Origin of the sequence: Grimontia kaedaensis (assembly GCF_023746615.1) — a bacterium.
Lineage (GTDB): Bacteria > Pseudomonadota > Gammaproteobacteria > Enterobacterales > Vibrionaceae > Enterovibrio > Enterovibrio kaedaensis.
The window spans coordinates 1,636,169-1,659,783 of sequence record NZ_CP082275.1 but is presented as its reverse complement, the minus strand read 5'-3'; the positions used below and the strand labels follow the sequence as shown (position 1 = coordinate 1,659,783).

17 protein-coding genes and 1 riboswitch are annotated in these 23,615 nt (G+C 47.2%); of the genes, 14 read left to right on the top strand and 3 right to left on the bottom strand.

Annotation, left to right across the window (positions count from 1 at the left end):
• Positions 1-64 precede the first annotated feature (64 nt).
• The 6 genes from K6Q96_RS07715 to K6Q96_RS07690 all read left to right on the top strand — a co-directional run bounded on the left by K6Q96_RS07715 (position 65) and on the right by K6Q96_RS07690 (position 9,156).
• A complete protein-coding gene (locus tag K6Q96_RS07715; protein WP_251879237.1) occupies positions 65-1,267 on the top strand; it encodes an ABC transporter substrate-binding protein in 1,203 nt (400 codons plus the stop codon).
• Positions 1,264-3,264 carry an ATP-binding protein gene (locus K6Q96_RS07710; protein WP_251879235.1) on the top strand — a complete coding sequence of 667 codons (2,001 nt, stop codon included), beginning with the start codon at positions 1,264-1,266 and terminating at the stop codon, positions 3,262-3,264. Before K6Q96_RS07715 ends, K6Q96_RS07710 begins: the two co-directional genes overlap by 4 nt.
• On the top strand, positions 3,246-4,601 hold the full coding sequence (locus tag K6Q96_RS07705; RefSeq protein ID WP_251879233.1) for a sigma-54-dependent transcriptional regulator: 1,356 nt from the start codon (positions 3,246-3,248) through the stop codon (positions 4,599-4,601). The genes K6Q96_RS07710 and K6Q96_RS07705 overlap by 19 nt, the downstream gene beginning before the upstream one ends.
• Before the next feature lie 269 nt (positions 4,602-4,870).
• Entirely contained in the window at positions 4,871-6,235 is a 1,365-nt protein-coding gene (locus K6Q96_RS07700; protein WP_251879231.1) for an ABC transporter substrate-binding protein, read from the top strand.
• Positions 6,236-6,316: 81 nt separating this feature from the next.
• Complete coding sequence (locus K6Q96_RS07695; RefSeq protein ID WP_251879229.1) at positions 6,317-8,065, top strand: ABC transporter permease; 1,749 nt, start codon at positions 6,317-6,319, stop codon at positions 8,063-8,065.
• 14 nt (positions 8,066-8,079) lie between these two features.
• The gene (locus K6Q96_RS07690) at positions 8,080-9,156 is read left to right on the top strand and encodes an ABC transporter ATP-binding protein (protein WP_251879227.1); all 1,077 of its coding nucleotides are present in this window, start codon (positions 8,080-8,082) and stop codon (positions 9,154-9,156) included.
• A 400-nt stretch (positions 9,157-9,556) separates the two neighbouring features.
• On the opposite strand, the gene K6Q96_RS07685 is transcribed toward K6Q96_RS07690, so the two are convergent.
• From K6Q96_RS07685 to torR, 3 genes are all read right to left on the bottom strand, one after another.
• Positions 9,557-9,958, bottom strand: coding sequence for a hypothetical protein (locus K6Q96_RS07685; protein WP_251879225.1), 402 nt, complete (start codon positions 9,956-9,958; stop codon positions 9,557-9,559).
• 455 nt (positions 9,959-10,413) lie between these two features.
• Entirely contained in the window at positions 10,414-10,884 is a 471-nt protein-coding gene (locus K6Q96_RS07680) for a DUF2947 domain-containing protein (protein WP_251879223.1), read from the bottom strand.
• A 23-nt stretch (positions 10,885-10,907) separates the two neighbouring features.
• Positions 10,908-11,621 carry a two-component system response regulator TorR gene (torR, locus tag K6Q96_RS07675; RefSeq protein ID WP_251879221.1) on the bottom strand — a complete coding sequence of 238 codons (714 nt, stop codon included), beginning with the start codon at positions 11,619-11,621 and terminating at the stop codon, positions 10,908-10,910.
• A gap of 415 nt (positions 11,622-12,036) precedes the next feature.
• Here torR and torC point away from each other — a divergent pair, with 415 nt between their 5' ends.
• From torC to K6Q96_RS07635, 8 genes are all read left to right on the top strand, one after another.
• Positions 12,037-13,200 carry a pentaheme c-type cytochrome TorC gene (torC, locus tag K6Q96_RS07670; RefSeq protein WP_434802161.1) on the top strand — a complete coding sequence of 388 codons (1,164 nt, stop codon included), beginning with the start codon at positions 12,037-12,039 and terminating at the stop codon, positions 13,198-13,200.
• Positions 13,201-13,277: 77 nt separating this feature from the next.
• The gene (gene torA / locus K6Q96_RS07665) at positions 13,278-15,806 is read left to right on the top strand and encodes a trimethylamine-N-oxide reductase TorA (RefSeq protein ID WP_251879217.1); all 2,529 of its coding nucleotides are present in this window, start codon (positions 13,278-13,280) and stop codon (positions 15,804-15,806) included.
• A 94-nt stretch (positions 15,807-15,900) separates the two neighbouring features.
• Entirely contained in the window at positions 15,901-16,548 is a 648-nt protein-coding gene (gene torD / locus K6Q96_RS07660; protein WP_251879215.1) for a molecular chaperone TorD, read from the top strand.
• A 475-nt stretch (positions 16,549-17,023) separates the two neighbouring features.
• Positions 17,024-18,031: an HTH-type transcriptional repressor PurR gene (gene purR, locus K6Q96_RS07655; RefSeq protein ID WP_251879214.1), complete on the top strand. Its 1,008-nt coding sequence runs from the start codon at positions 17,024-17,026 to the stop codon at positions 18,029-18,031.
• Positions 18,032-18,339: 308 nt separating this feature from the next.
• A riboswitch (cyclic di-GMP riboswitch) is annotated at positions 18,340-18,436 on the top strand.
• A 115-nt stretch (positions 18,437-18,551) separates the two neighbouring features.
• Positions 18,552-19,145 carry a TfoX/Sxy family DNA transformation protein gene (locus K6Q96_RS07650; RefSeq protein ID WP_251879212.1) on the top strand — a complete coding sequence of 198 codons (594 nt, stop codon included), beginning with the start codon at positions 18,552-18,554 and terminating at the stop codon, positions 19,143-19,145.
• A 373-nt stretch (positions 19,146-19,518) separates the two neighbouring features.
• Complete coding sequence (locus tag K6Q96_RS07645) at positions 19,519-19,860, top strand: hypothetical protein (protein ID WP_251879210.1); 342 nt, start codon at positions 19,519-19,521, stop codon at positions 19,858-19,860.
• 413 nt (positions 19,861-20,273) lie between these two features.
• Positions 20,274-22,451 carry a dihydrolipoyl dehydrogenase gene (gene lpdA, locus K6Q96_RS07640; protein WP_251879208.1) on the top strand — a complete coding sequence of 726 codons (2,178 nt, stop codon included), beginning with the start codon at positions 20,274-20,276 and terminating at the stop codon, positions 22,449-22,451.
• Between the two features lie 5 nt (positions 22,452-22,456).
• On the top strand, positions 22,457-23,590 hold the full coding sequence (locus tag K6Q96_RS07635) for an ABC transporter substrate-binding protein (protein WP_251879207.1): 1,134 nt from the start codon (positions 22,457-22,459) through the stop codon (positions 23,588-23,590).
• Positions 23,591-23,615: the final 25 nt, after the last annotated feature.

Genomic DNA, 23,615 nt, shown 5'->3' with positions numbered 1-23,615 from the left:
TTTAGATTTTGTTAAAATTGTATGTTTTTATAATACTATTGGCAAAGTTGTTCAGGAGCCAAACATGCCACACATACTACGTTTGTTCGTCCTTTTGTGGCTAGTCCCTGGGTTTGTTGTTGCAAAGCCTCAGGATACCATCGTGGTGCTGACCTCTTTTCCTGAGAGTTTTTATACACCTATTAAAACTGCCTTTGAAAAAGCGCACCCGTCACTTAACCTGCAAGTACTCAACAAAAAAACACCGGCGGTTATTCAGCATATTGCTAATGAACGGTCACCGAAGTCAGATTTAGTGTGGATGTCTTCTGCTGATGCTATGGCCACTCTACAAAGTAAATCTCTGATCGACGAACCAGTCACATTCGCTTGGTCTCAGTTTGTCTTTTTTTGGCATAACGACAAACTGTCCGAGTTAGGCATTTCCTCCCCTAAACGTTGGGAAGACTTGCTTAGTCCAAGCTTTCATCAGCAAATAGCTATCAGCGCGCCATCCCGTTCAGGAACCAATCACCTTCTTATAGAAATCATTCTCCAACAATATGGCTGGGAAGACGGATGGGCTTATTTAAGCCAATTGGGTGGAAATCTAGCCACAGTCACAGCGAGAAGCTTCGGTGTGCGGGAGGGTGTCATTAAACAAAGGTTTACGCTCGGTCCAGTGGTCGACTTCTTTTACAGAAGTGCGCTAGCAGAGGGCCACCCAGTCGGCTTTGAACCCGTGCCTAATACTCCTCTTATTGCTGCCAAAATTGCACATATCCGTAGCCAGTCAAAGAATACGTCGAGTGAAAAGTTCGTCAAATTTCTATTGTCAGATAGCGGACAAAACTTGCTGTCGTTACCCAATGTGAACCGAATATCGTTGCAACAAGGAGAGCGTATCACTGAGCAGAACCCTAGCCCAGTGTTTGACCCGTATCTGTCGGCCATGCGATATCACGCTGTGAATGCCCTTTTTGATCAGTTAATTACCAATCGACTGGCAGATCTTCAGACCTTCTGGCAGCAGTGGCACCAAATTCAAAGCGACAACATAGATATAGAAACACAGGACAAACTCAACGCAATATTTGAACAAGCAACGGCTGTCCCGATTTCTCACGAGGAAGCCGCAGACCAGCATTTAAATAACATGCTTAGCCCTGAGCGCCGTTATACCGACACATTCCAATCAGTGACAGGCGACTGGAGGAAGACGCTATCTCAAAATCTTGATGCGGCAACAGCGGCATTGGAAACCATCAAGCTGGAGCGTAACCAATGAAAAAACGTGACAGTATAGCGACACGTATTTTTGCGTTGTTTGTGTTACTTGGCTTGCTATCGGGCGCATTTTTACTCTCAAATTCTTTGTCTTTTCAGAATCTGGCTAACAGTTCGCGATCACTGGTTGATGAGCAACTTCCCATTCTTATATCCGCGGCAAAGGTTGCCCAAATAGGGGGAAGTATCACCACAGACGCAACAAATCTGGCCCTGGCCAATAATGAAAAAGCGCTGGATCGGGCTCAACAAAATCTGGCAAATGCCCTTCCTAAGCTCGCTGACATCACAAGCTCAAGTGCAGTAAAACAACGCAGTTATGAATTCAGTTTGCTTGTATCCCGTCTATCAGAAAATATCGAAAGTATATATCGCAATACTGAGCAAAAGTTACGGCTTCAAAACGAACAGCGACAGTTGAGACAGCAATTGCACTGGCTGCAAATAGACTTTGTTGAGGAAGTCACGCCACTGACCACTGACAGCCAGTACAACCTCAACCAGTTATCAGAAAAGTTAGCCCGTCAAAATGGCTTGTCTCCTGAAGAGTTTGCGAAAATGCGTTCAGAATCGGAGGTACAGGTTCAGCTACTGAAGCTAGAGGCTGATTTAAACTTGGTGCTCGACCTGCTTCAACGTACCTCCTTGTTCAACGACCGAAATGATGTCTTAGCAGCACAAAGCGTGATAGATGAAACCTTATTAACGATTAACAGGCAGGTTAACACTCTTACCCCTTACCCAAGTACTGTCACTGTGCGCCAAATGGCAGCACAGGTAGAAGCATTAACGCTGGGGCCCAAAAATTCGATTTCTCAGAGTCTGAAGGTACTCGAACTGGATCAAGAAAACCGAACCCTCTTACTCAAAAACCAAATCCTAATAGAAAATGTCCGACTCATCATCAATCAGGCTGTTTCTTTCGCTGAAGATCAGAACATAGAAACCTCAAAAACGCTCATTGAAGTCATCGACCAAAGTAGTGAGCAACTGAAATTCACCCTAATTGGTATTGCGTTTCTTACCCTATTTGTCGGCGCTTATCTTCGCAGTCAATTGCTTAATCGATTATCAAATGTGCTGCGCAGTATGCGTCATTTAGCAAAGGGAGAGCTTCAGCCACTCATTGATATCAGAGGTAAAGACGAAGTCAGTTCACTTGCCAAAGCCACCAATATTTTCAATGAGCAGGCCAGACAGGTAAAACAAAACACGGCAATGTTGGAAATGAAAAACAGGCAGCTTACTGAAGAGATTTACCAACGACAACTGACTGAACAGAACCTACAAGAAACACAAGAAGAACTTGTACAGGCCGCCAAGCTGGCGGTTTTAGGGCAATTGACATCAGGTATCGTACATGAGTTTAGCCAACCGCTGGCCGCCATTAGCTCAAATACCTATCTGGCGGAGCAATACATCAAACAGAAAAGATTGGACCAGGCTAAAGACAAACTGCACAAGATTGACCATATTACCGACCGCGCCGCCCGTTTATGTCAGCATTTAAAATCCTTTGCACGTAAAACCGATGACCTGACCCAGCCAACATCAGTCAAGCATGTTTTGAAAAATGCCATGGACCTCTTCACTGATAGCTTACCGGACACATGGGTGTCCGTAGATATCAGCGACAATTTGCACGTACAGGCAAATGACATCAGATTAGAACAGGTTTTCGTCAATTTACTCAGTAACAGCATCGACGCTATCACTCTCAAACAAGAAACTGGCAGCTTTACGCCACGTATTCATATTTTTGCCAACAAAGAGGCTCAGAACATCGCCATTCATATCGTCGATAATGGCTGTGGGATGGACGCAAATTCCCAAGCACAGATTTTTGAACCCTTCTTTACCACGAAAGAGGTCGGCAGCGGGCTGGGGCTTGGCATGTCAATCACACATAACATTATTCAGGACTTCGGCGGGAATATCGTCGTCAACTCAACACCGAACCAGGGAACGGAGATCATATTATGTCTAACGGCCGCATAGTGTTGGTAGAAGATGACAAGGAGCTAAGAGAGAGTCTTAAAGAAATTCTGGAATTACAAAACTTTACTGTGACTGGCTTCGCCGGGGCCGACATGGCACTGGCTAGTCTCCAATACAACAGTGACGCCATCGTGATTTCTGATATCCGTATGCCAACGATGGATGGGATTACTTTTCTCAAACATCTTCAAAAGCTTGACTCCACCTTGCCTGTTATCCTTATTTCAGGGCATGCAGACATAGAAACCGCTCTGGAATCCGTCAAGCTTGGTGCGTTTGATTTCGTTGAAAAGCCACTCCGCCCTGAGCGTCTTATTGGCCTGGCAGGCAAAGCAGCCCAGCATCGGGCCCTTACGCTTGAAAACAGGCGCTTAAAACAGAATAAGCAACGTGATATCACCGTTGACCAACTGCTTATCGGCCAATCAGATGTGATGCAAAAGCTAAAACAACGTCTTATCACACTGGCAAATGCCGACATCAATATCGTCATTAATGGTGAAACAGGTACGGGCAAAGAAAAGATAGCAAGAACTTTGCACAGCCAGTCCAGCCGGAAAAATCGTCCTTTTGTCGCGATTAACTGTGGTGCAATGCCTGAGAACCTCATCGAGTCTGAACTGTTTGGTCACGAAGCAGGCAGCTTTACAGGCGCAAACAAAAAGCGGATAGGAAAAATTGAGTACGCTTCAGGGGGAACACTATTCCTGGACGAAATCGAGAGTATGCCGCTAACTGCTCAAATACGTTTATTGCGGGTGATACAGGAAGGTGAACTTGAACGTGTAGGCAGTAATGAGACAGTAAAGGTTGATCTTAAAGTACTTTCAGCAGCAAAAGGAGATCTTCTTGCGCTCTCTCAGGAAGGTACATTCCGACAGGACCTTTACTACCGGCTTAACGTTGCATCACTCGATATTCCACCGTTACGGGAGCGTAAGTCTGATATTCCCCAACTGTTGGGCTACTTTCTCTATGAAGCTGAAAAGCGGTTGGGGGAAGTTGCACCAACGCTAACCTCTATCCATTTCCAACAACTCATGTCTCACGACTGGCCAGGTAATGTGAGGGAGTTGATGAACGAAGCAGATCGTATTGTCCTTGGCATCTCTGACCTGATTTTTACCAATGATGCTGACGCCTGCCATTCTCTCTCACATCAGTTGGCCCAGTACGAGTTTTCAGTGCTTCATCACACCTTGAAGATGTTTCATGGCCACATTGCCAATGCTGCAGAATATCTGGATATACCACGTAAGAACCTTTATCTGCGCATGAAGAAATATGGCTTAAATAAAGAGAGTTACCTCGTTGATAATCTTAAAGATGTTGAGTAGGTCAGTTTTGACCTACTCAAGACATGCCAAAGACCAAGAATGACACATCAACCCTCCATCGAAAAACAAAAATACACTTTAAAAGCATAAAGTTAGGAAGCTTTAATGTTTTGGCACAACACTTGAAATGCTAAACGGCTGATGAGTAGGAATTCCCCTACTTTATACCCAAATAACCTGAAGGTGCTTGCATTGAGAACCTTCCCTAGGGCGAGTTGAATCCTGTATCTCCAGTTTGCTTGGGTATATCAAATCAAGTGGAGTGTTTTATGACAGCAAGCAAACATCAAGGATTGACGGGTAAGTATGTAAAAGTCTCATTGGCTTCATCAATAATACTTGCGCTTAGCAGTACTTCATCACTGGCAATGTCTGATAAAGACCTCGTGATTGTCACTTCATTTCCCAATGACGTCACCGATGTCTACAAAAAGGCTTTCGAGAAAAAGTACCCCAACATTAACGTCGAAGTTCTTTCCAAGAAAACGACTGCGGGAATTAAGTACTTACAAGAGACATCGAGTAACAATAAATCTGACATTTTTTGGGCGTCTGCACCAGACGCTTTCGAGGTGCTAAAAGATAATAACCTCCTTGCCGCATACCAATCTTCCGTGAGCGGTATACCTGAAAAAGTCGGTACCTTCCCGATTAATGACCCTGACGGTTTCTATAAAGGCTTTGCGCTTTCTGGCTACGGCATGATGTGGAATGAGCGCTACATGAAAGCCAAAAAGCTGCCGACTCCGAAAGAATGGCATGATTTAGCAGATCCGGTTTATCACAAGCATGTTGGCATGTCGGCCCCATCACGATCTGGGACAACACACCTTACCGTTGAAGCCATTCTTCAAGGCGAGGGTTGGGAACAAGGATGGTCGACCCTTAAATCTATTTCAGGAAACTTCAAAACTGTTACTGAGCGCAGCTTCGGCGTACCTGATGGCGTCAATAGCGGTTCGTTTGGCGTGGGTATCGTGATTGATTTCTTTGGGTTATCTTCAAAAGCAACAGGGTTTCCCGTTGATTTTCACTACCCCACCGTGACAGCTCTCGTCCCTGCAAACGTAGGCATGGTCAGTAACGCGCCTAACAATGAGGCCGCTGCTGCCTTTATTGATTTCCTGTTATCGGAGGAAGGGCAAGCGCTGCTGCTTGATAAAAAGATCCAACGACTTCCAGTTAACCCTGCAGCCTATGCAAGTACCCCAGAAGGCTTCCCTAACCCATTTACAGGCGAGCAACTGGGCACCGTTGATTTTAACCTCGATGTTTCTAAGTCCCGCTATAACGTCGTCAACAGCCTTTTTGATGTCATGGTGACCTACAGACTGGATGAATTGCGCGAAGCAACAAAAGCCATTCAAGAGGCTGAAGCCAAAGCAAAAGCGGCCAAAAATTCCGAGGCAATGAATCTCGTCGCCGAAGCAAAACTTCTCGTATCCGCCGTCCCTATTACCGCTGAGCAAGCATCTGACCCTAAATTTGCAGGCATCTTTACAAAGAAACGTAAAAAAGCCTCTGACAAAGTCGAAGCACGTCAGGCAGAGATTGAGCAGGAGTGGGATAAAACAACGCTGGCTAACTATCAAAAAGCGACTGAGCTTGCAGAGCAAGCGATAGAACTTCTGTAGCCCATAACCCACGCCCCTTTCAGCGATACCCCAATTATTGCGGTTAGGGGCGTGAATATTCCATAGATAACGGAGTATCTAATGAGCAATGTCTCTATATCTCAGTCCGACAAACCAGTCAGTGCCAATTCAAAGGGGCTTTGGCGCAAGGTTCGTGAAGATTGGGCCTTATACCTAAGCGCCGCGCTCATCGCGCTATTTGTTGTAGTATTTTTGTTTGTGCCCGTCTTAAAAGTTATTTTTGTTGCCTTTCAAGACCCTGATGGCTCGCTGACTCTGGTGAACTTCAAAGACTTCTTTGGTTCAAGCTTGTTCAGAGAGTCGTTCTTTAACTCATTTTATGTGGCATTTATGTCGGTTATCGTGGCCTCAATCATTGCCATGCCACTTGCCTATTTCACCAGTCGATTTCAGTTTCGCGGAACCGTTCTGATCCAAACTCTGGGTATCGTGCCACTGATTATGCCTCCCTTCATCGGCGCAGTGGCGATGCAACTGCTTTTTGGTGAAAACGGCAGTGTGAACCTCCTGCTGGATGAATACTTCGGCTTCACCATTCCCATAATGGAAGGGCTAAATGGTGTCGTTTTCGTCCAGAGTGTTCATTATTTTCCATTTATTCTCATTAACTTGTCTGCAGCATTGCAGAACATTGACCGTTCAATGGAAGAGTCCGCACAATCACTTGGCTCATCAGGATTAAGACTATTCAGACGCATCGTATTCCCACTGGCGATGCCTGGATACGTCGCTGGTGCGTCCTTAGTGTTTGTGAAGGTTTTTGATGATCTGGGCACACCTCTCCTGTTAAACGTCAACAATATGCTCGCACCACAAGCCTACCTTCGTATTTCATCGGTCGGTATCACAGACCCAATGGGATATGTCATCTCGGTCATTCTGGTCGTATTTTCGGCGTTTGCACTGTGGATTTCCTTTCAGGCTCTGAAAGGAAAGGACTACTCAACCAATCAAAAAGGCGGAGGTGGCTTGTCAAAACGCGAGCTACGCCCATTAGAAATGATTGGTTGCTATGCTGTCATAGCCCTTATTCTTCTGCTGGTCCTGGCCCCACATTTTGCCCTACTGCTACTTTCCTTTGGCACTATCTGGAGCTTCAGCCCATTGCCTGATGGGTTTACCTTGGATCACTACGCAACGGCTATCACCCAAGCCTCAGAGTTCATTACCAACACGCTACTTTATGCAGGTTTAGCTGGGTTAATTGATGTCATTCTTGGTACCGCCATTGCCTATCTGGTTTGGCGCACGAAAATTAAGGGAAGAAAATGGCTCGACTTTGGTGCGATGGCAGCATTGGCAGTACCTGGTGTTGTACTCGGTATCGGCTACCTTCGCACCTTCTATGATGTAGAGTTGCCCATCATCGGAACCTCCATGGCAACATGGTGGGGCATTATCGTGATTGCACTTTCCGTTCGCCGGCTGCCCTACGCGTTGCGCTCATGTGTTGCAGCTCTCCAACAAGTCAGCCCTTCATTTGAAGAAGCATCTGAAAACCTGGGTGCAACGAGGGCAAAAACTATTCGTCGTATCGTCGTTCCTCTAATGGCTGCAGGTATTCTGGCTGGTTTCGTCACTGCATTTGCTACTGCGGCTGTCGAACTATCTGCCACCATCATGTTGGTCTCTCAAGAATCTGATGCGCCCCTTGCGTATGGTCTCTATCTCTTTATGCAAAGTGCTTCCGGTCGTGGTCCTGGTGCAGCTCTGGGTGTCATCGCTGTTGTGATTGTTGGCCTCGCAACCTATCTATCGCACACGATTGTGGAACGCACACGTCAGGCACACGGTGAAAAACAACATTAAGTTAAGGAATGACTATGCAACCGAACAACAAACAGCAAGTTGGAATAACCATTAAAGATCTCACCCTTGCATTCGGGGAGACAGAGGTTCTTAAAGGCGTAAATTTAGAGATTGAGCCCGGAGAGTTCTTTGCTTTCCTTGGTCCTTCTGGGTCAGGTAAGTCGACGTTACTACGCGCCATTGCAGGTTTTGGCCCCGAACCTCAAGGGCAAATATTACTGGGTGATGAAGACATCAAAGCGCTTCCACCGTGGAGAAGAAACGTTGGCATGGTCTTTCAAAGCTATGCATTGTGGCCGCATATGACAGTCAGACAGAACGTTGCTTATGGGCTTGAAGAGAGAAAAGTTCCCACATCGGAAATTAGGGAGCGCGTTGACAATGCTCTCAATCTCGTCGGTCTCTATCATTTGGCAGAACGACGACCATCCCAGCTTTCCGGTGGGCAGCAGCAGCGTGTTGCGATTGCCCGCACCGTTGTGGTTGAACCAAGGGTTTTGCTGCTTGATGAACCTCTATCTAATCTCGATGCGAACCTCAGAGAGCAAATGCGTAGAGATCTACTGGAACTTCAGCGTCAGCTTGGGCTAACCACGATTTTTGTTACCCACGACCAAGAAGAAGCGAACACCATTTCTGACCGTATCGCGGTTCTTGACCAAGGCGTTATTCAGCAAGTGGGCAAACCCATGGAACTCTACGACAACCCCTCCAACAAGTTTGTCGCCGATTTTCTGGGTACCGCTAATATGCTGAATGGCAGATTGCACGAAGGTCTTAACGGAAAAACCTTTATGACAGAGTTCGGGGTTAGCTTTCCCTTTGATCATCCCGATAACGGGGCAATGTCTCTCGTTTTCCGGCCCCAAAGTCTCGAAATTTGTGATGAAGACATGGTGCCCAACCGAATTGAACTGCAAGGTTCAGTGAAACACAAAGAGTTTCTCGGTCATTTAGTCCGATACAGTATTGATGTCGGAGGGCAAGTATTGATGGTCGACGATCCGCATCGCCGAGGGGCTGAACATATAGAGAACGGCTCTTCTATTCGATTGGCGTTAAAGCCCGAGGAAATAGTGGCATTGCGCTAAAGTTTCATTTTTTGCTAACGGAGAACCTAGCTTTTTGGGGTTCTCTTTTTTTATGTGGATAGAACTCTGAAATGAAAAAAACCAGCGTTGATAGGCCAATACCGACGCTGGTTTTCCTCGAGTTTTTACGTTGGCAGATTTAGAGTTCTGCCCTCTCATTAATTTCCTTCAGCTGATAGGACCAAATGAAAGAAATGAAAGTCTTTTGGTTCAGAATCAGTCTGTAAGTGGCGGCCTTGCATTACTGACTGATTTTGAACACAGAGGTAATTTAGTACCTGATGAATAAGAAAACTGTGAGGTCAATAAGAAAGTTTCCTTATGTTTTATTGAGATGCGGCAATTTTGCGAGCCAGATATTACTCTGGAAAGCGAGTCACATTTGCAATGAAACCACGTTTCACGATGTGGTTGTAAAGTCTGTAGAACATTCTGCTCGGCCCAATTCGTACAGGCGTTTTTCACGAATTTCGCGACGTGCTTCATTCCACTCCATGATTATTTGGGCACGGCCTTCTCCCCTGCCCATTTCACTGAACAGAAAACGGTCAACAGTGTGATTAAAGGCCTCTAAATCCATCTTTTCCTGATAGACCACACCCATATATTTGAAAGCCTGAGATTTCTCTTTGTTGCTGCCCACCACAGTAAACTGCTGCAAGGTGTCTAACGCCGCCTCGTATTCGCATTGCACTATCTGTTGTTCAGTTCCCAGCAATTTTCCGTGCACACCATAAGTGGACACATAACTGCATCCTGATACCAAACCCGCAGCCATCAAACCCAGCATTAACTTTTTCATGAAAAATCCTTTCCAATAGAAGCGGCAACATTTTGTCTTTGGTTAAAAAACCTGCAAAAATCAGGCCTATATCCTGGCAACCTAAGTCGTCCCTCTTCGGGTTGCCCAGGGGCTGTTGACCTTTGGTGGTTAAATTTTGTTCTTACTATAAGCGTTTTAGGCGCGGCAAGGTGTGTACCGCCTAGCCATTCTAAGCAAATACACCTCAACAAAGCATAAAACGCTTAGAGTACGGGACGTGCAGTCGAACCCTTCGGGCAGCGTTTGCGGGGAATTTCTGCTGCGTTATCAGCTTCTCATGTAGGCTAGCTACACATCGAAGCCTCTGCCTTGCATAAACCCCCTACAAAATGCTGCAAAAATCATCACCAAAGGTGAACAGCCCCTAGGTATAGAAACGAAAAAAGCCGGGATCCAATCCCGGCTTTCTAAATCACTGAAACAATGTCGTTTATCTAAGGACGCTTACCCAGCTTCACTGTGCCGTCTTGTTCGAACATCGCCACTTCTTTGCGTTTGCGGCCAATCAGTAGTGGCTTGTCATCGTAGAACAGGAAATTTTTCCAGTACTTCTTGAACATTCCCCAGCGGGTTTCCACGATATTGCCTTTGTCATAACAGAAATATACAACGGCGTTATCTTCCCATGGAAAATATGCCAATACGTCTTCTGGTAACTCACCTTCCTCTTCCCAAGGGTGCTGCCAATCTGATTCCTGCTGCCACACATCACGCATGATCGCCCAATCACCTTTACCAAAGTGATCCGGCGTTGGGCTTTGCTGACTGACAAAATCGCGCCATAACTGGCCACCGCGCTCTTCTGTCATCGGCTTAATGTACTCGAAATCTTCTTCAGCAACAGGCATAGACTGGTGCGTGAAAATCCACTTACGTTTGTATTCTTCAAAGGGAATGTAATTCATAGTTCTCTCAGAATTCGCAGACGTTATTTTCCCGCGAACATGTAACCTTCGCCATGAACAGTAATGAACATTTGCGGCTTTTTGGGTTCGACCTCGATTTTGTTGCGTAAACGTCGAACTAATACATCAATGGTTCTGTCGTTTGGCGCATCGACCCGATGGCTGATCAAGTTCAAAATCCGCTCCCGACTCAATACCCGGTTGCGGTTCGCTGTGAAAGCCACCAGCATTTCATATTCTGCTTTGGTGAGTTTCACTGCGTTGTCGCCTTTACTCAATGCGCGGCGTTCAATGTCGAATATCCAGCCATTGAATTTCACGATGTTATCACTTTCTTTTACTGATCTCTGCATTTCAGGCTGAGTATTCGCCTTGGTAATGCGCCAGAGCAAATTACGAACTCGAACAAGAAGTTCACGCAATTCAAGTGGTTTGGTGCAGTAGTCGTCTGCTCCCATCTCCAGGCCAACAATTCGGTCAATGCTGTCAGTTCGAGCGGTAATGAGAATAATACCCACATCGCATTTGCTGCGCAGTTGGCGCGTCAGCATCAACCCATCCTCACCCGGAAGGTTGATATCAAGCAGCACTAAATCAATGTGCTGCTCGTTCATAATCTGGTGCATTTCCTTGCCGTCAGCGGCCTGACTGACGTGATATCCCTGTTTTTCGAAGTATGCGCTCACCATGGTGCGAGTCACTGCTTCATCATCTACGACCAAGATGTGATGTGTCACATTTACCCTGTTCACATATCGTCATGAGGAGCCGCACTTTACCACCTAAATTGCTAACAAACTTGATTTATCTCATGGTTATTGCAGTTTTATGTGCGACAAATCAACCATGTTATTTAACAAACCCAGGGGTCATTTTGCGAGATAGGCGACAATTAAGTCATTTTTGGCACATTTAGAAGCACATAAAGCCCACATTTCACGTTAACAATCGACCCTGTTCATATCTGTTCATATTTGCCGCTTGCCTGTTCATTTTCTGGGTGAACCATATTCATATCCAATCGCTACTATGCCCGCAACAAAATAACGCATCAAAAACATGTAGCTATAGTGCGCTGGCTTGCTTCCAAACACGCTACCGGAAAGGGCCCAAACACTAACTACAAAAACTTTTATGGGTGTATCCACTTTTATGAAAAAGCTATTGCAGAAGCTGAACAAACCTAGCGCGAAGTACTCCATCCTTGCGCTGGTTCTGATCGGTGCTGTCATCACGGTTGCCGGCGTGGTCGTGATGAACAAGTCTCTCGACTACTTCTCTCAAACCGAGTTCTGTGTGTCGTGCCATACGATGCAGCAAAACTACGAGGAATATAAGCAGTCGATTCACTACAGCAACGCAAAAGGCATCCGTGCTGAATGTGTAGACTGTCACCAGCCTAAAGATTTCGTAGGCAAAATCTGGCGCAAAATGGGCGCTTATAAAGACGTTTACCACCACTTCGTGACGGGCAAGATTGATACCCCAGAAAAGTTTGAGGAGCACAGACTCGAACTCGCCCAGAAAGTCTGGGATCGCATGGCTGACGAGAACTACAAAACCTGTACAACCTGTCACTCGTACGAAGCGATGGATCACGACAAGCAGTCTGTTCAGGCGATGAAAGAAATGATCCCTGCAGCGAAAGAAAATATGGCGTGTATCGAATGTCACAAAGGTATCGCTCACGAATTGCCAAACATGGCAGGTGGCTTCCGTAAGACATTCGAAACCATGACAGCTTCTGCGATCGCGCCGGCTGGTTCGAAGAAACTGTTCTCTATCGAAGAGAAGAGCCTGTTCGCTACCGCTGATGCAAACGGCAAGGTTGAAGGCCAATTACTGCCAGCTTCTGAAGTAGAAGTCATTGGCGAAGAAGGCGACATGCTGAAAGTGCGTGTTCAAGGTTGGATCGAAACCAACGGTAAAGGCCGCGTGATGACCGAGTACATGGGTAAACGTGTATTCAAGGCAACCGTTCGTGGTGATGTGAAAGCGACTGAGACTGTGATTTCTGAAGAAGTGGATCCAGCAACCAACATCGCTTGGAAACAAGTGGCTGTGAATGCCTACATCACCAAGGATCACCTGGTTCAGAGCATTGATCCAGTCTGGGACTATGCATCAGAAATGTTCGCATCTACCTGTAACTCTTGTCACGCAGCACCGGCACCTGGCCACTTCACTGCAAATGGCTGGATTTCAAGCCTGAAAGCGATGAGTGCGTACTACCGTCTGAGCAAGACCGAAGAGCGCACACTGCTGAAATATCTGCAGAACCACGGTAGTGATACCGGCGGTGCAGGCGCCCACTAATCGGTAAAGAGAATACTAAGAGGCAGATGCGCCCCGTGCATCTGCCCTGATGAATTAAAAAATATAAGGACTTCTACATGGCGACTGAAAAACAACAAGGCATTTCCCGCCGTCGTTTTCTCTCTGGCATGTTAACCGCCAGTGCGGGAGTTGTGATTGGTTCCAGCCTTCTGGCACCGCGCAAAGCAATGGCCGCGACTGAAGCGAAAAACACTTTCTCTGGTGAAGTTATCCACGGCTCACACTGGGGTGCATTCCGCGCGAAAGTTGAAAACGGTATCTGGGTTGACACAGTAGCGTTTGAAAACGATCCACACCCAACCTCAATGCTGAACGGTGTGCGTGAAGTGGTTTACAACCCTTCTCGCGTTAAGTACCCAATGGTACGCATCGACTGGCTGAAGCACGGCTGGAAATCAGACACATCACAACGTGGTGACAACCGATTTGTGCGTGTGCCATGGTCACAGGCGCTGGACTTCTTCCACCACGAGCTGGAGCGTGTTCAAAACACCTATGGCCCAAGCGCACTGTACGCAGGTCACTCTGGCTGGCAGTCATGCGGTAAATTCAACACCGCTGGTACTATGATGCAGCGTGCTATCAGCCTGCACGGTACTTACCTGGCAAAAGTGGGCGACTACTCGACCGGTTCTGCGCAGGTTGTGCTGCCTTACGTTGCGGGTGCGATGGAAGTTTATGAGCAACAAACTTCTTGGCCGCTGGTTCTGGAAAACGCGAAAAACATCGTGATCTGGGGTTCTGACCCAATCAAGAACCTGCAAGTGGGCTGGCTGGTTCCGGACCACAGCGTTTACGGTTACTACCAGCAACTGGCTGAGAAAGTAAAAGCAGGCGAAATCAACGTGATTCACGTTGACCCGGTGAAGAACGAATCTTACAAATTCTTCGGCGGTTCTCAGGTTGCGGTTAACCCACAAACTGACGTGCCTCTGATGCTGGCAATCGCGCACACGCTATACACTGAGAAGCTCTACGACGAGCAGTTCCTTGCTGACTACACCACAGGTTTCGACAAGTTCGTTCCTTACCTGACCGGTGAGAAAGACGGCGTAGCGAAAACGCCTGAATGGGCCGCAGAAATCTGTGGCATCCCAGCTGATCAAATCCGCGAACTGGCGCGCACCATGGCAAATGGCCGCACCCAGATCATCGCGGGTTGGTGTCTGCAGCGCATGCAGCACGGCGAACAATACGCTTGGATGATCGTGGTTCTGGCTGCCATGCTGGGTCAAATCGGCTTGCCAGGCGGTGGTTTCGGCTTTGGTTGGCACTACAACGACGCAGGAACTATTACTTCTGCGGGTCCACTGATGTCTGGTTTCAGCTCAGTGACTGGCGTTGATCCAATCCACAGCGGCAGCTACAACGGGTACTCAAGCTACATTCCCGTTGCACGTTTCGTTGATTGTATCGAGAACCCGGGTACCACTATCCAGTTCAACGGCCACAGCGTGAAATTCCCACATATGAAGATGGCTATCTTCTGTGGTAACAACCCATTCCATCACCACCAGGATCGTAACCGCATGATCAAAGCGTGGCGTAACCTGGAAACGGTTGTCAGCGTTGAGCATCAGTGGACAGCGACTTGCCGCTTTGCAGACATCGTTCTGCCAGCGACCACCACTTACGAGCGTAACGACATCGAGCAGTTCGGTAACCACTCGAATAAAGGCATCATCGCGATGAAACAAATCGTCGAGCCAATGTTCGAAGCGAAAGACGATTTCGATATCTTCCGTGAGCTGTGTACCCGTTACGATCGTGAAGAAGCCTTCACCGGCGGCAAGACCAAGATGGAGTGGATTGAAGAAATCTACAACGGTGCCCGTCTGCAAGGTCGTGGTATCGGCGTTCGCATGCCTAACTTCGTTAAATTCTGGGAAGAAGAGCAATTCATCGCATTCCCAGAAGGTTCAGAGTGGGTTCGTCACGCAGCGTTCCGTAAAGAGCCGGATCTGGAGCCACTGGGCACCGCGTCTGGTCTGATCGAGATCTACTGTAAGACTATCGCTGACATGGGTTACGACGACTGTCAGGGTCACCCAATGTGGTTCGAAAAAGTAGAACGTAGCCACGGTGGTCCTAAGTCGAAGCAGTACCCTATCCACCTGCAAAGCTGTCACCCGAACCACCGTCTGCACTCGCAGCTGTGTTCGTCTGACGACCACCGCGGCACTTACGCGGTAGCAGGTCGCGAGCCTTGCTACATCAGCACTGCTGACGCGAAAGCACGTGATATTAAGTCTGGCGACATCGTGCGCGTGTTCAACGACCGTGGTCAGGTACTGGCTGGTGCAGTGGTAACAGACGATTACATGTCTGGCGTATGTCGTATCCACGAAGGTGCATGGTATGCGCCGCTGGAAGGTGGCAAACCAGGTACTTTGTGTACTTACGGCGATCCAAACGTGCTGACCGTTGATATCGGGACTTCTAAGCTGGCTCAGGCAACCTCAGCGCACACCGCACTGGTTGAAATTGAGAAATACACTGGCAAAGTACCAGCAGTGACCGGCTTCAGCGGCCCTATCGCCGTTGACGACGTTAACCCACTGTTCCCAGCGATGGATATCGCATAAGAGACAGTGTGAAGAAAAAGGGCAGCTTGGCTGCCCTTTTTTACTCTAAGCTGGTTAGAATTAACGAAAAACATCCCTCACTTACGGAATGACAATGCAAGAATTTATCGCCATCAACGAGCAACGCGCTGAATTTTACTGGTGGATGTCTTCACTCTTCGCGACCGAGTTGACCCAGCAAGATCTGGACAACTATCACGGCGGTGACATGGATAACTATTACTCCGTGTTGGCGATGACTGACGAATTGAAAGCCCCGATTTCCGAACTACGTGGCGCTTTGGCGAAACTGAAAGTCAGAGAAGATGCGCAGCTTGAATTGGCGGCAGATTTCTGTGGCTTATTCCTGAGCACACCCAAGTCAGGCGCCCTGCCTTATGCCTCCATGTACATTGGCGAAACCGGTTTGTTGAACGATAAGCCAGCGGTTGAAATGGGCCAGTGGATGGAAAAGTACGGTATTGCTCAACGTAAAGACTTTAACGAGCCGTTTGATCACTTGGCGGTAGAACTCGACTTTATGGGTAATCTGGCCATCCTCGCGAACAAAGAAACTGATGAGGAAAAGCAGGAAGCGATGATGCAAGAGCAGCAACGTTTTCTGGAAACCATGATGCTGCCTTGGATTGAGCAGTTCCAGCAAACCGTGCATCAGTTCGACAAGTTTGGTTTCTATAAAGCGGCAGCAAATCTGCTGGTGTCCTTTATCAAACTGGATAAAGCCTTCCTGAAAGGCGAATAATCGCAAGCACACTGTTATAACGCCGGGCTTGTTCCCGGCTTTTTTATTTCTAGCCGTTCAAAATCACCAAGCTGGCGCTCAGTTAGCTGAAACTGAAAGTACGCACTATGTGGTTAGCATGATGCGCATCAACCTTATGCACGTCTCTAAGACACAATAATTGCGGCGTAGGACCATTGACATTAAACTGTGAACGCAAGCGATTGGCATTGAGAATTTTCTGAAATTTTGCAACAAACTCATGTAAGTGCCTCGCGCGTTTCTTCTCCTCTGCGTCAATAACGCTCAGACTATTTGGGCATTGCGTCAGATTACGCGTCAGTAAGAGAAAGAAAGCACACATAATTTGAACGAACCTGATACGCCGCTTATACCGTCGGATTGAATCGAAAACATTCAGATCGGTTAAGCGGCGTAAACTTGTGCAGTCCGATATGACAGAGACTGCCAATGAAAACGATAAGAAGATTACCGAATGGCAACAATTAAAGACGTCGCTCGACTCGCTGGTGTCTCCACAACAACAGTTTCGCACGTGATCAATAAGACACGTTTTGTTGCAGAGAACACGACAAAGAAAGTATGGGCAGCAGTCGATGAACTGAATTACGCACCAAGCGCAGTGGCTCGGAGCTTGAAGTGCAACTCTACCCGCACTATTGGCATGCTGGTCACCAAATCAACCAACCCTTTCTTCGCGGAAGTAGTGCATGGTGTAGAAGAATACTGCTATAAAGAGGGCTACACGCTTATCCTGTGTAATACCGAAGGTAATCTCTCCAAGCAGCGTGATTACCTGCGCATGCTGGCCGAAAAGCGCGTGGACGGCCTGCTTGTAATGTGTTCTGACCTGAACGAAGAACTGCTCTCTTTGCTAGAGAAGAAGCAGGATATGCCAATGGTGGTGATGGACTGGGGTACACAGCACATTAACACTGACTGTATTCAAGACAATGCAGAACTTGGTGGTTACATTGCGACTAAACACTTCATTGAAAACGGTCACACCAAAATCGGTTGTATCTCAGGTCAGCTGGACAAATTGACCTGTAGAGAGCGTTTAGACGGTTTCCGCAAAGCGTTGGAAGAAGCAGGATTAACATACAAGCCTGATTGGATTGTCGAAGCGGATTTCGAATGTGACTCTGCGGTAGAAGCCGCTAACAAACTCGTTGTGCTTGAAGACCGCCCAACTGCTGTTTTCTGTTTTAACGACATTATGGCGCTGGCTGCGATCAGTACATTCCGTCAGGCTGGTTTGGATGTGCCGAATGACATTTCGATCATCGGTTACGACAACATCGATTTGGCAGGCTTTTTCTCACCGCCGTTAACCACGATTCACCAGCCTAAAAACCGTTTGGGTAAAACGGCCATCAAACTTTTAATGGAGCGTCTGGCGAACAAAGAAAATCAGCAACAGATTTTTGAAATGCAACCTGAGTTGATCGTGCGACGTTCTGTAAAGAATCTTAACGGTTAACACCTTAAAACAGTCTATATTCATACTAAAAGCCTGAGCATCGCGCTCAGGCTTTTTTATTACTGACAAGTTTAATAAATAAATTGATCTTATTGTTGCGACGAACCTCAAAATCAATAAAATGCCCAGATTTCTAGTGCTACCCTTATTTCATACTGTAAAAGGGGTGCGATGGTCGAAATTTCTTCAATAACAAAGGGAACGGAATAATTACAAAGGCATCAATAGAGCTCGTTCTGAACTAGGATCACACTTTGTTAGACTAGCAATAACGACAAAATGACGCGATTCGGTTAAGCTAAATCTCGTCAAGAAAAAGGCAAACCATGGCGAAAGCCTGGGACGCAAAGCTTCCGGCCTCACACCACCGAGAATTTCTCTGGTGTTGGTAGCGGAGCTACCGATGACGTTAGCATTTCACAATCCGGTTCGCCCGGTACGTTGACAATTCTCTGAATTAGCTTTGCTACGTTACTCCTTGACCATTCATCCAGGAACGTATTGATTGAGAATAAGTCACATGGATAAACCTACTCTAAAAAACACACTGAAGTTCTTCGAATGTCTGGGTAAAATAAAATCCCGCTCAATGTTTGGCGGTTTTGGTGTATTTTGCGATGAGACGATGTTTGCGCTCGTCGTCAATGACCAGCTTCATCTTCGCGCTGGCACAGCTAATGAATCTGAATTCAAAGCGCTTAGCATGGAACCTTACGTCTACAAAAAACGTGGATTCCCTGTTGTCACCAAATATTATGCAATACCTCAAGAATGGTGGGACCAATCAGACCTCCTGATGGACCATGCGGTTAAGGCATTAGACATTGCAAAGGAAGACCAGCAAGAAAAGAAGACTGCTGCGCCTTCACGTATCAAAGATCTTCCAAACCTTCGCCTTGCGACGGAACGCATGCTGAAAAAAGCCGGCATCGAATCCGTCGAGGAGTTACAGCGTGCTGGCGCGGTCGGTGCATACCAAGCATTGCAAAAATCACACAATGATGCCCTTAGCCTAGAACTACTATGGGCACTTGAGGGAGCCATTGAAGGCAAGCACTGGTCGGTGATTACACCGCAGCGAAGAAACGAGCTACTCGAAACCCTTCGCCAATAATCGCCAAATACCCCCCAACAGCCAATGAGCCTCTCTCCGCCATTGGCTGTTTGTTATTTAGCAATGTCTTGAAGATACTCCGTACCGTATAAAGCCTCTAAAATGCAATTAACTCTCTCTTTGACACACTTTCTTGTTAGAAATAATGGGAAGTAACATCACGAACCATTGCTTACAGCAGAAGGATTTGTCATAGAAAAGTTGTAAAAAAGCCAAGATTTTGTCGGTGAGGCGATCAACCTACCTAAAGACACTATAAAATCATATTTGTGACATATATCACACATACGAGACATATCGGCACCTGTCGCTTATCAGTGCATCCAAATCTGAACTATGCCAAAAGAGAAGATAGACAAATGGCAATAGAGAAATGCACTACACAAAGCCGTTTCCTGATCAGATTGATAAAATTTTCCGCGACCATTTTAGAAAGTGGCCGCGCAGATTCAAGTGGACGGTTTTTTTCTGTTTCTTCTTCCCTGCTTTTTCATACGCTGCCAACACACACAGCACAGTCGACCCTTCGTTCCTCACCATCATTGTTATCCTTTTCTGCGGCATCAATGCACTTGTAGTGATCTGGGGGCTGAAGCTAAACAGCTTTGCGCAACGTTGCTACTGGCACCGTAACTATCATATTGGTGGCGCAACAACGCTTGCACTCGTTCCACTTGGCATTCTGGTACTTCAATACACCAAATACTGCCTGTAAAGTTAAGCCTAACCACCCGACTGATACATCCAACATGGAGCCAGCCACGTACATTGTCATTTACACTCAATGACTTACTCTTGTGGTAACGGTTTTTACATACATGCCTAAACATATAACATCGAAAAATTTGAAGAACTTTGTAATTTTTCCCAAATCCCCTCGGTCATATCCAGCAAGCAAAATTAGGAAAAGCGCGCAACTCCACGTATTGCTTTCGTCAGACTGAGACGTAATGACTTCCTCGGTCACAGTTTTGACAATAAACCTGTTTAACTCTTTGGTAATGAAGTGTATTTCGCTCAGCCAAAAGGAAACTTTTGCCATAGTTAGTGTTGTGCAAAATCACTTGCAGTTATACCGTTTTCGAGTGAACAGACTCGTGGAACAACGTCATCAGAAAAGGATCAGAAATGAACACAAAGAAGTTAGCTGTTCTTGCTGTCATCGCAGCCATATTCATTGCGTGGTTCGCATTAGACTTAGGCGCACTGTTTACGCTTGAAAACGCCAAAGCACAGCACGAAGCGTTGAAAGGCACCATTGCGAGTAATTTTGTTACCGCAAGCATCATCTATTTTGTTGTCTATATCGCTATGACCGCGCTCTCGCTGCCCGGTGCTGCCATTGCTACCCTGCTTGGCGCAGCGCTATTTGGATTTTGGTGGGCATTGCTTCTGGTTTCATTTGCCAGCTCCATTGGCGCAACGCTTGCCTTTTTAGTCAGCCGCTTCCTGCTCAAAGATTCTGTGCAAAGCAAATTTGGTGATCGCCTTGCCACGATTAACCAAGGTGTAGAGAAAGATGGTCCGTTTTACCTTCTGACACTGCGTCTAATCCCTGTATTTCCGTTCTTCCTGATTAACCTGCTGATGGGCCTAACGCCAATCCGCACCGCGACTTTCTACATTGTTAGCCAAATCGGCATGCTGCCGGGCACTGCGGTATACATCAATGCTGGTACCCAGTTAGCACAAATCGATTCGCTGCGCGGCATCGTTTCTCCAGGTGTATTGTTGTCACTGGTTCTGTTGGGTGTGTTCCCAATCATCGCCAAGATGATCATGAACGTGATTCAAAAGCGCCGTGTGTACGCCAAATGGCAAAAGCCAACCACGTTTGACCGTAACCTGATTGCGATTGGTGCGGGTGCCGGTGGTTTGGTGACTACCTACATTGGTGCAGCGGTAAAAGCCAAAGTCACCCTGATTGAAAAACACAAAATGGGTGGCGACTGTCTGAATACTGGCTGTGTGCCATCAAAAGCCTTGATTCGTGCAGGTCATGCCGTGCATGAAATCAAACGCTCGCAAGAGTTTGGTGTGAACGTTGGCGAACCTACCGTGGATTTCCAACAGGTAATGGGCCGCGTACACAAAGTCATTGCAGACATTGAGCCGCACGATTCTGTCGAGCGTTACACCAAGCTTGGCGTGGAATGTATCGAAGGCGAAGCGAAAATCCTCTCTCCTTGGGAAGTAGAAGTGAATGGTCAACGCCTGACTACTCGCAACATTGTTATCGCAACCGGTGCGCGTCCTTTAGTTCCTGGTATTCCAGGTCTACAGGAAGTCAGTTACCTGACCTCAGACAACGTATGGGAGCTTCAGGAGCAGCCTAAGAAGCTCTTGGTACTGGGTGGTGGTCCTATCGGTAGCGAATTGGCACAAAGCTTCTCTCGTCTCGGCACAGACGTGACCTTGGTGGAGATGGCAGACCAACTGCTTATCCGTGAAGATGCCGACGCTGCCGAACTGGTCGTAAAAGGCCTGAAAGAAGATGGCGTGAACATTCTGCTTGGTCACAAAGCCACACGCTTTGAGAAAGATGGCGACGTTCAACGTGCTTACCTTGAGCACAATGGCGAAGAAGTTGTCATCGAGTTTGATTATGTGATGCTGGCGCTTGGTCGTGTCGCAAACACTAAAGGCTTTGGCCTTGAAGACATCGGCGTTGAGCTCACTGAGCGCGGCACTGTCAAAGTGAATGAATATCTGCAATCCAACTACCCAAATATCTTCGCAGTTGGTGACGTAGCGGGGCCATTCCAATTAACCCATGCAGCAGGCCATCAGGCTTGGTATGCCGCAGTGAATGCTCTGTTTGGTGACTTTAAAAAATTCAAAGCAGATTACTCTGTGATGCCCGCAGCGACTTATACGGCGCCGGAAGTTGCCCGTGTCGGGATCAACGAGAAAGAAGCGATTGCACAAGGTATCGAGTATGAAGTGGCTCACTACGGTATCGACGATTTAGACCGCGCAATTGCAGACGGTGAAGACCATGGCTTTATCAAAGTCATCACTCCGAAAGGCAAAGACAAAATTCTGGGTGCGACTATTGTGGGTTCACATGCTGGAGACCTGCTCGCAGAATTTACCCTAGCGATGCGTTACGGCCTTGGATTAAACAAGATCCTCGGTACAGTGCATCCTTACCCAACCATGAGTGAAGCCACCAAATACACTGCCGGTGTTTGGAAGCAGAACAATGCTCCTCAAGGATTGTTGGCTTGGGTAGAGAAGTTCCACACCTGGATGCGTAACGAATCCAGTGCAAACAAATCTCAAACCATGATTAAGGAAGATTGATCACCATGAATTTGAAATCCATCGTCGCAGCTTGCGCCCTCGCCTTCACTTCAGCCGTGTCAGCGGCTGACCTCTCCAACTGGGAGAAAATTGAAGAAGGTGCTCAAGGCCAAACGGTTTACTTCAACGCCTGGGGCGGAAGTCAGGAAATCAATGCCTACCTACGTTGGGCTGGCGATGAACTAAAAAAACGTTACGGCGTCACGCTTCAACACGTTAAAGTGTCTGACATTGCAGAGACCGTCAACCGTCTGGTTGCTGAAAAAGCCGCAGGTAAGAACAAAGGCGGCAGTGTAGACATGGTTTGGATTAATGGTGAAAATTTCAAATCAATGAAATCAAACGACCTTTTGTTTGGACCGTTTGTTGAAAGCCTGCCTAGCTGGTCGATTGTTGATAAATCCTTGCCAGTCAAAGAGGACTTTACCGAGCCAACAAATGGTTTGGAAGCACCTTGGGGTGTAGGCCAGTTAGTTTTCATTCACGACGAAAAGACACTGGCAAACCCACCAGCCTCTTTCAACGAGATGCTGAGTCTGGCCAAAGCGTTTCCGGGAAAAATCACCTACCCGAAACCACCGGCTTTCCACGGTACCAGCTTCCTGAAAGCCGCATTGTTGGAACTGAGCATGGATACTGCCCCGCTCTACAAACCTGCAGATCAAGCTGATTTTAATGAAGTGACAGCGCCGCTTTGGAAGTATCTGGATGAATTACACGCCGTAGCTTGGCGTAAGGGGAAACAATTCCCGGCAGCCAGCGCGGAAACCATGCAGTTGTTGGATGATGGAGAGTTGCTGCTCGCCATCACATTTAACCCTAATGCCGCTGAAACGGCAGTGAAAAACGGTACACTTGCGCCTTCCGCTAAAGCCTTTGCTTTTGACAAGGGTGCGCTGTCCAACATTCACTTTATGGGTATCCCTTGGAACGCCAATGCGAAAGAAGGCGCTCTCGTCGCGGTCAACTTCCTGATGAGCGAAGAAGCGCAGGCTCGTAAAGCAAACAGTGATTACTGGGGTGACCCAGCGGTCGTGAAATTGTCTGACAGCAAGCCTCTTTTCAAGTCACAGCCTGAGCCACATCCAAGCTGGCAAGGTGCGCTCGAGCAAGAATGGCTTAAGCGCTACGGTCAATAATTAGAGTAAATATTGAAGCGACAAC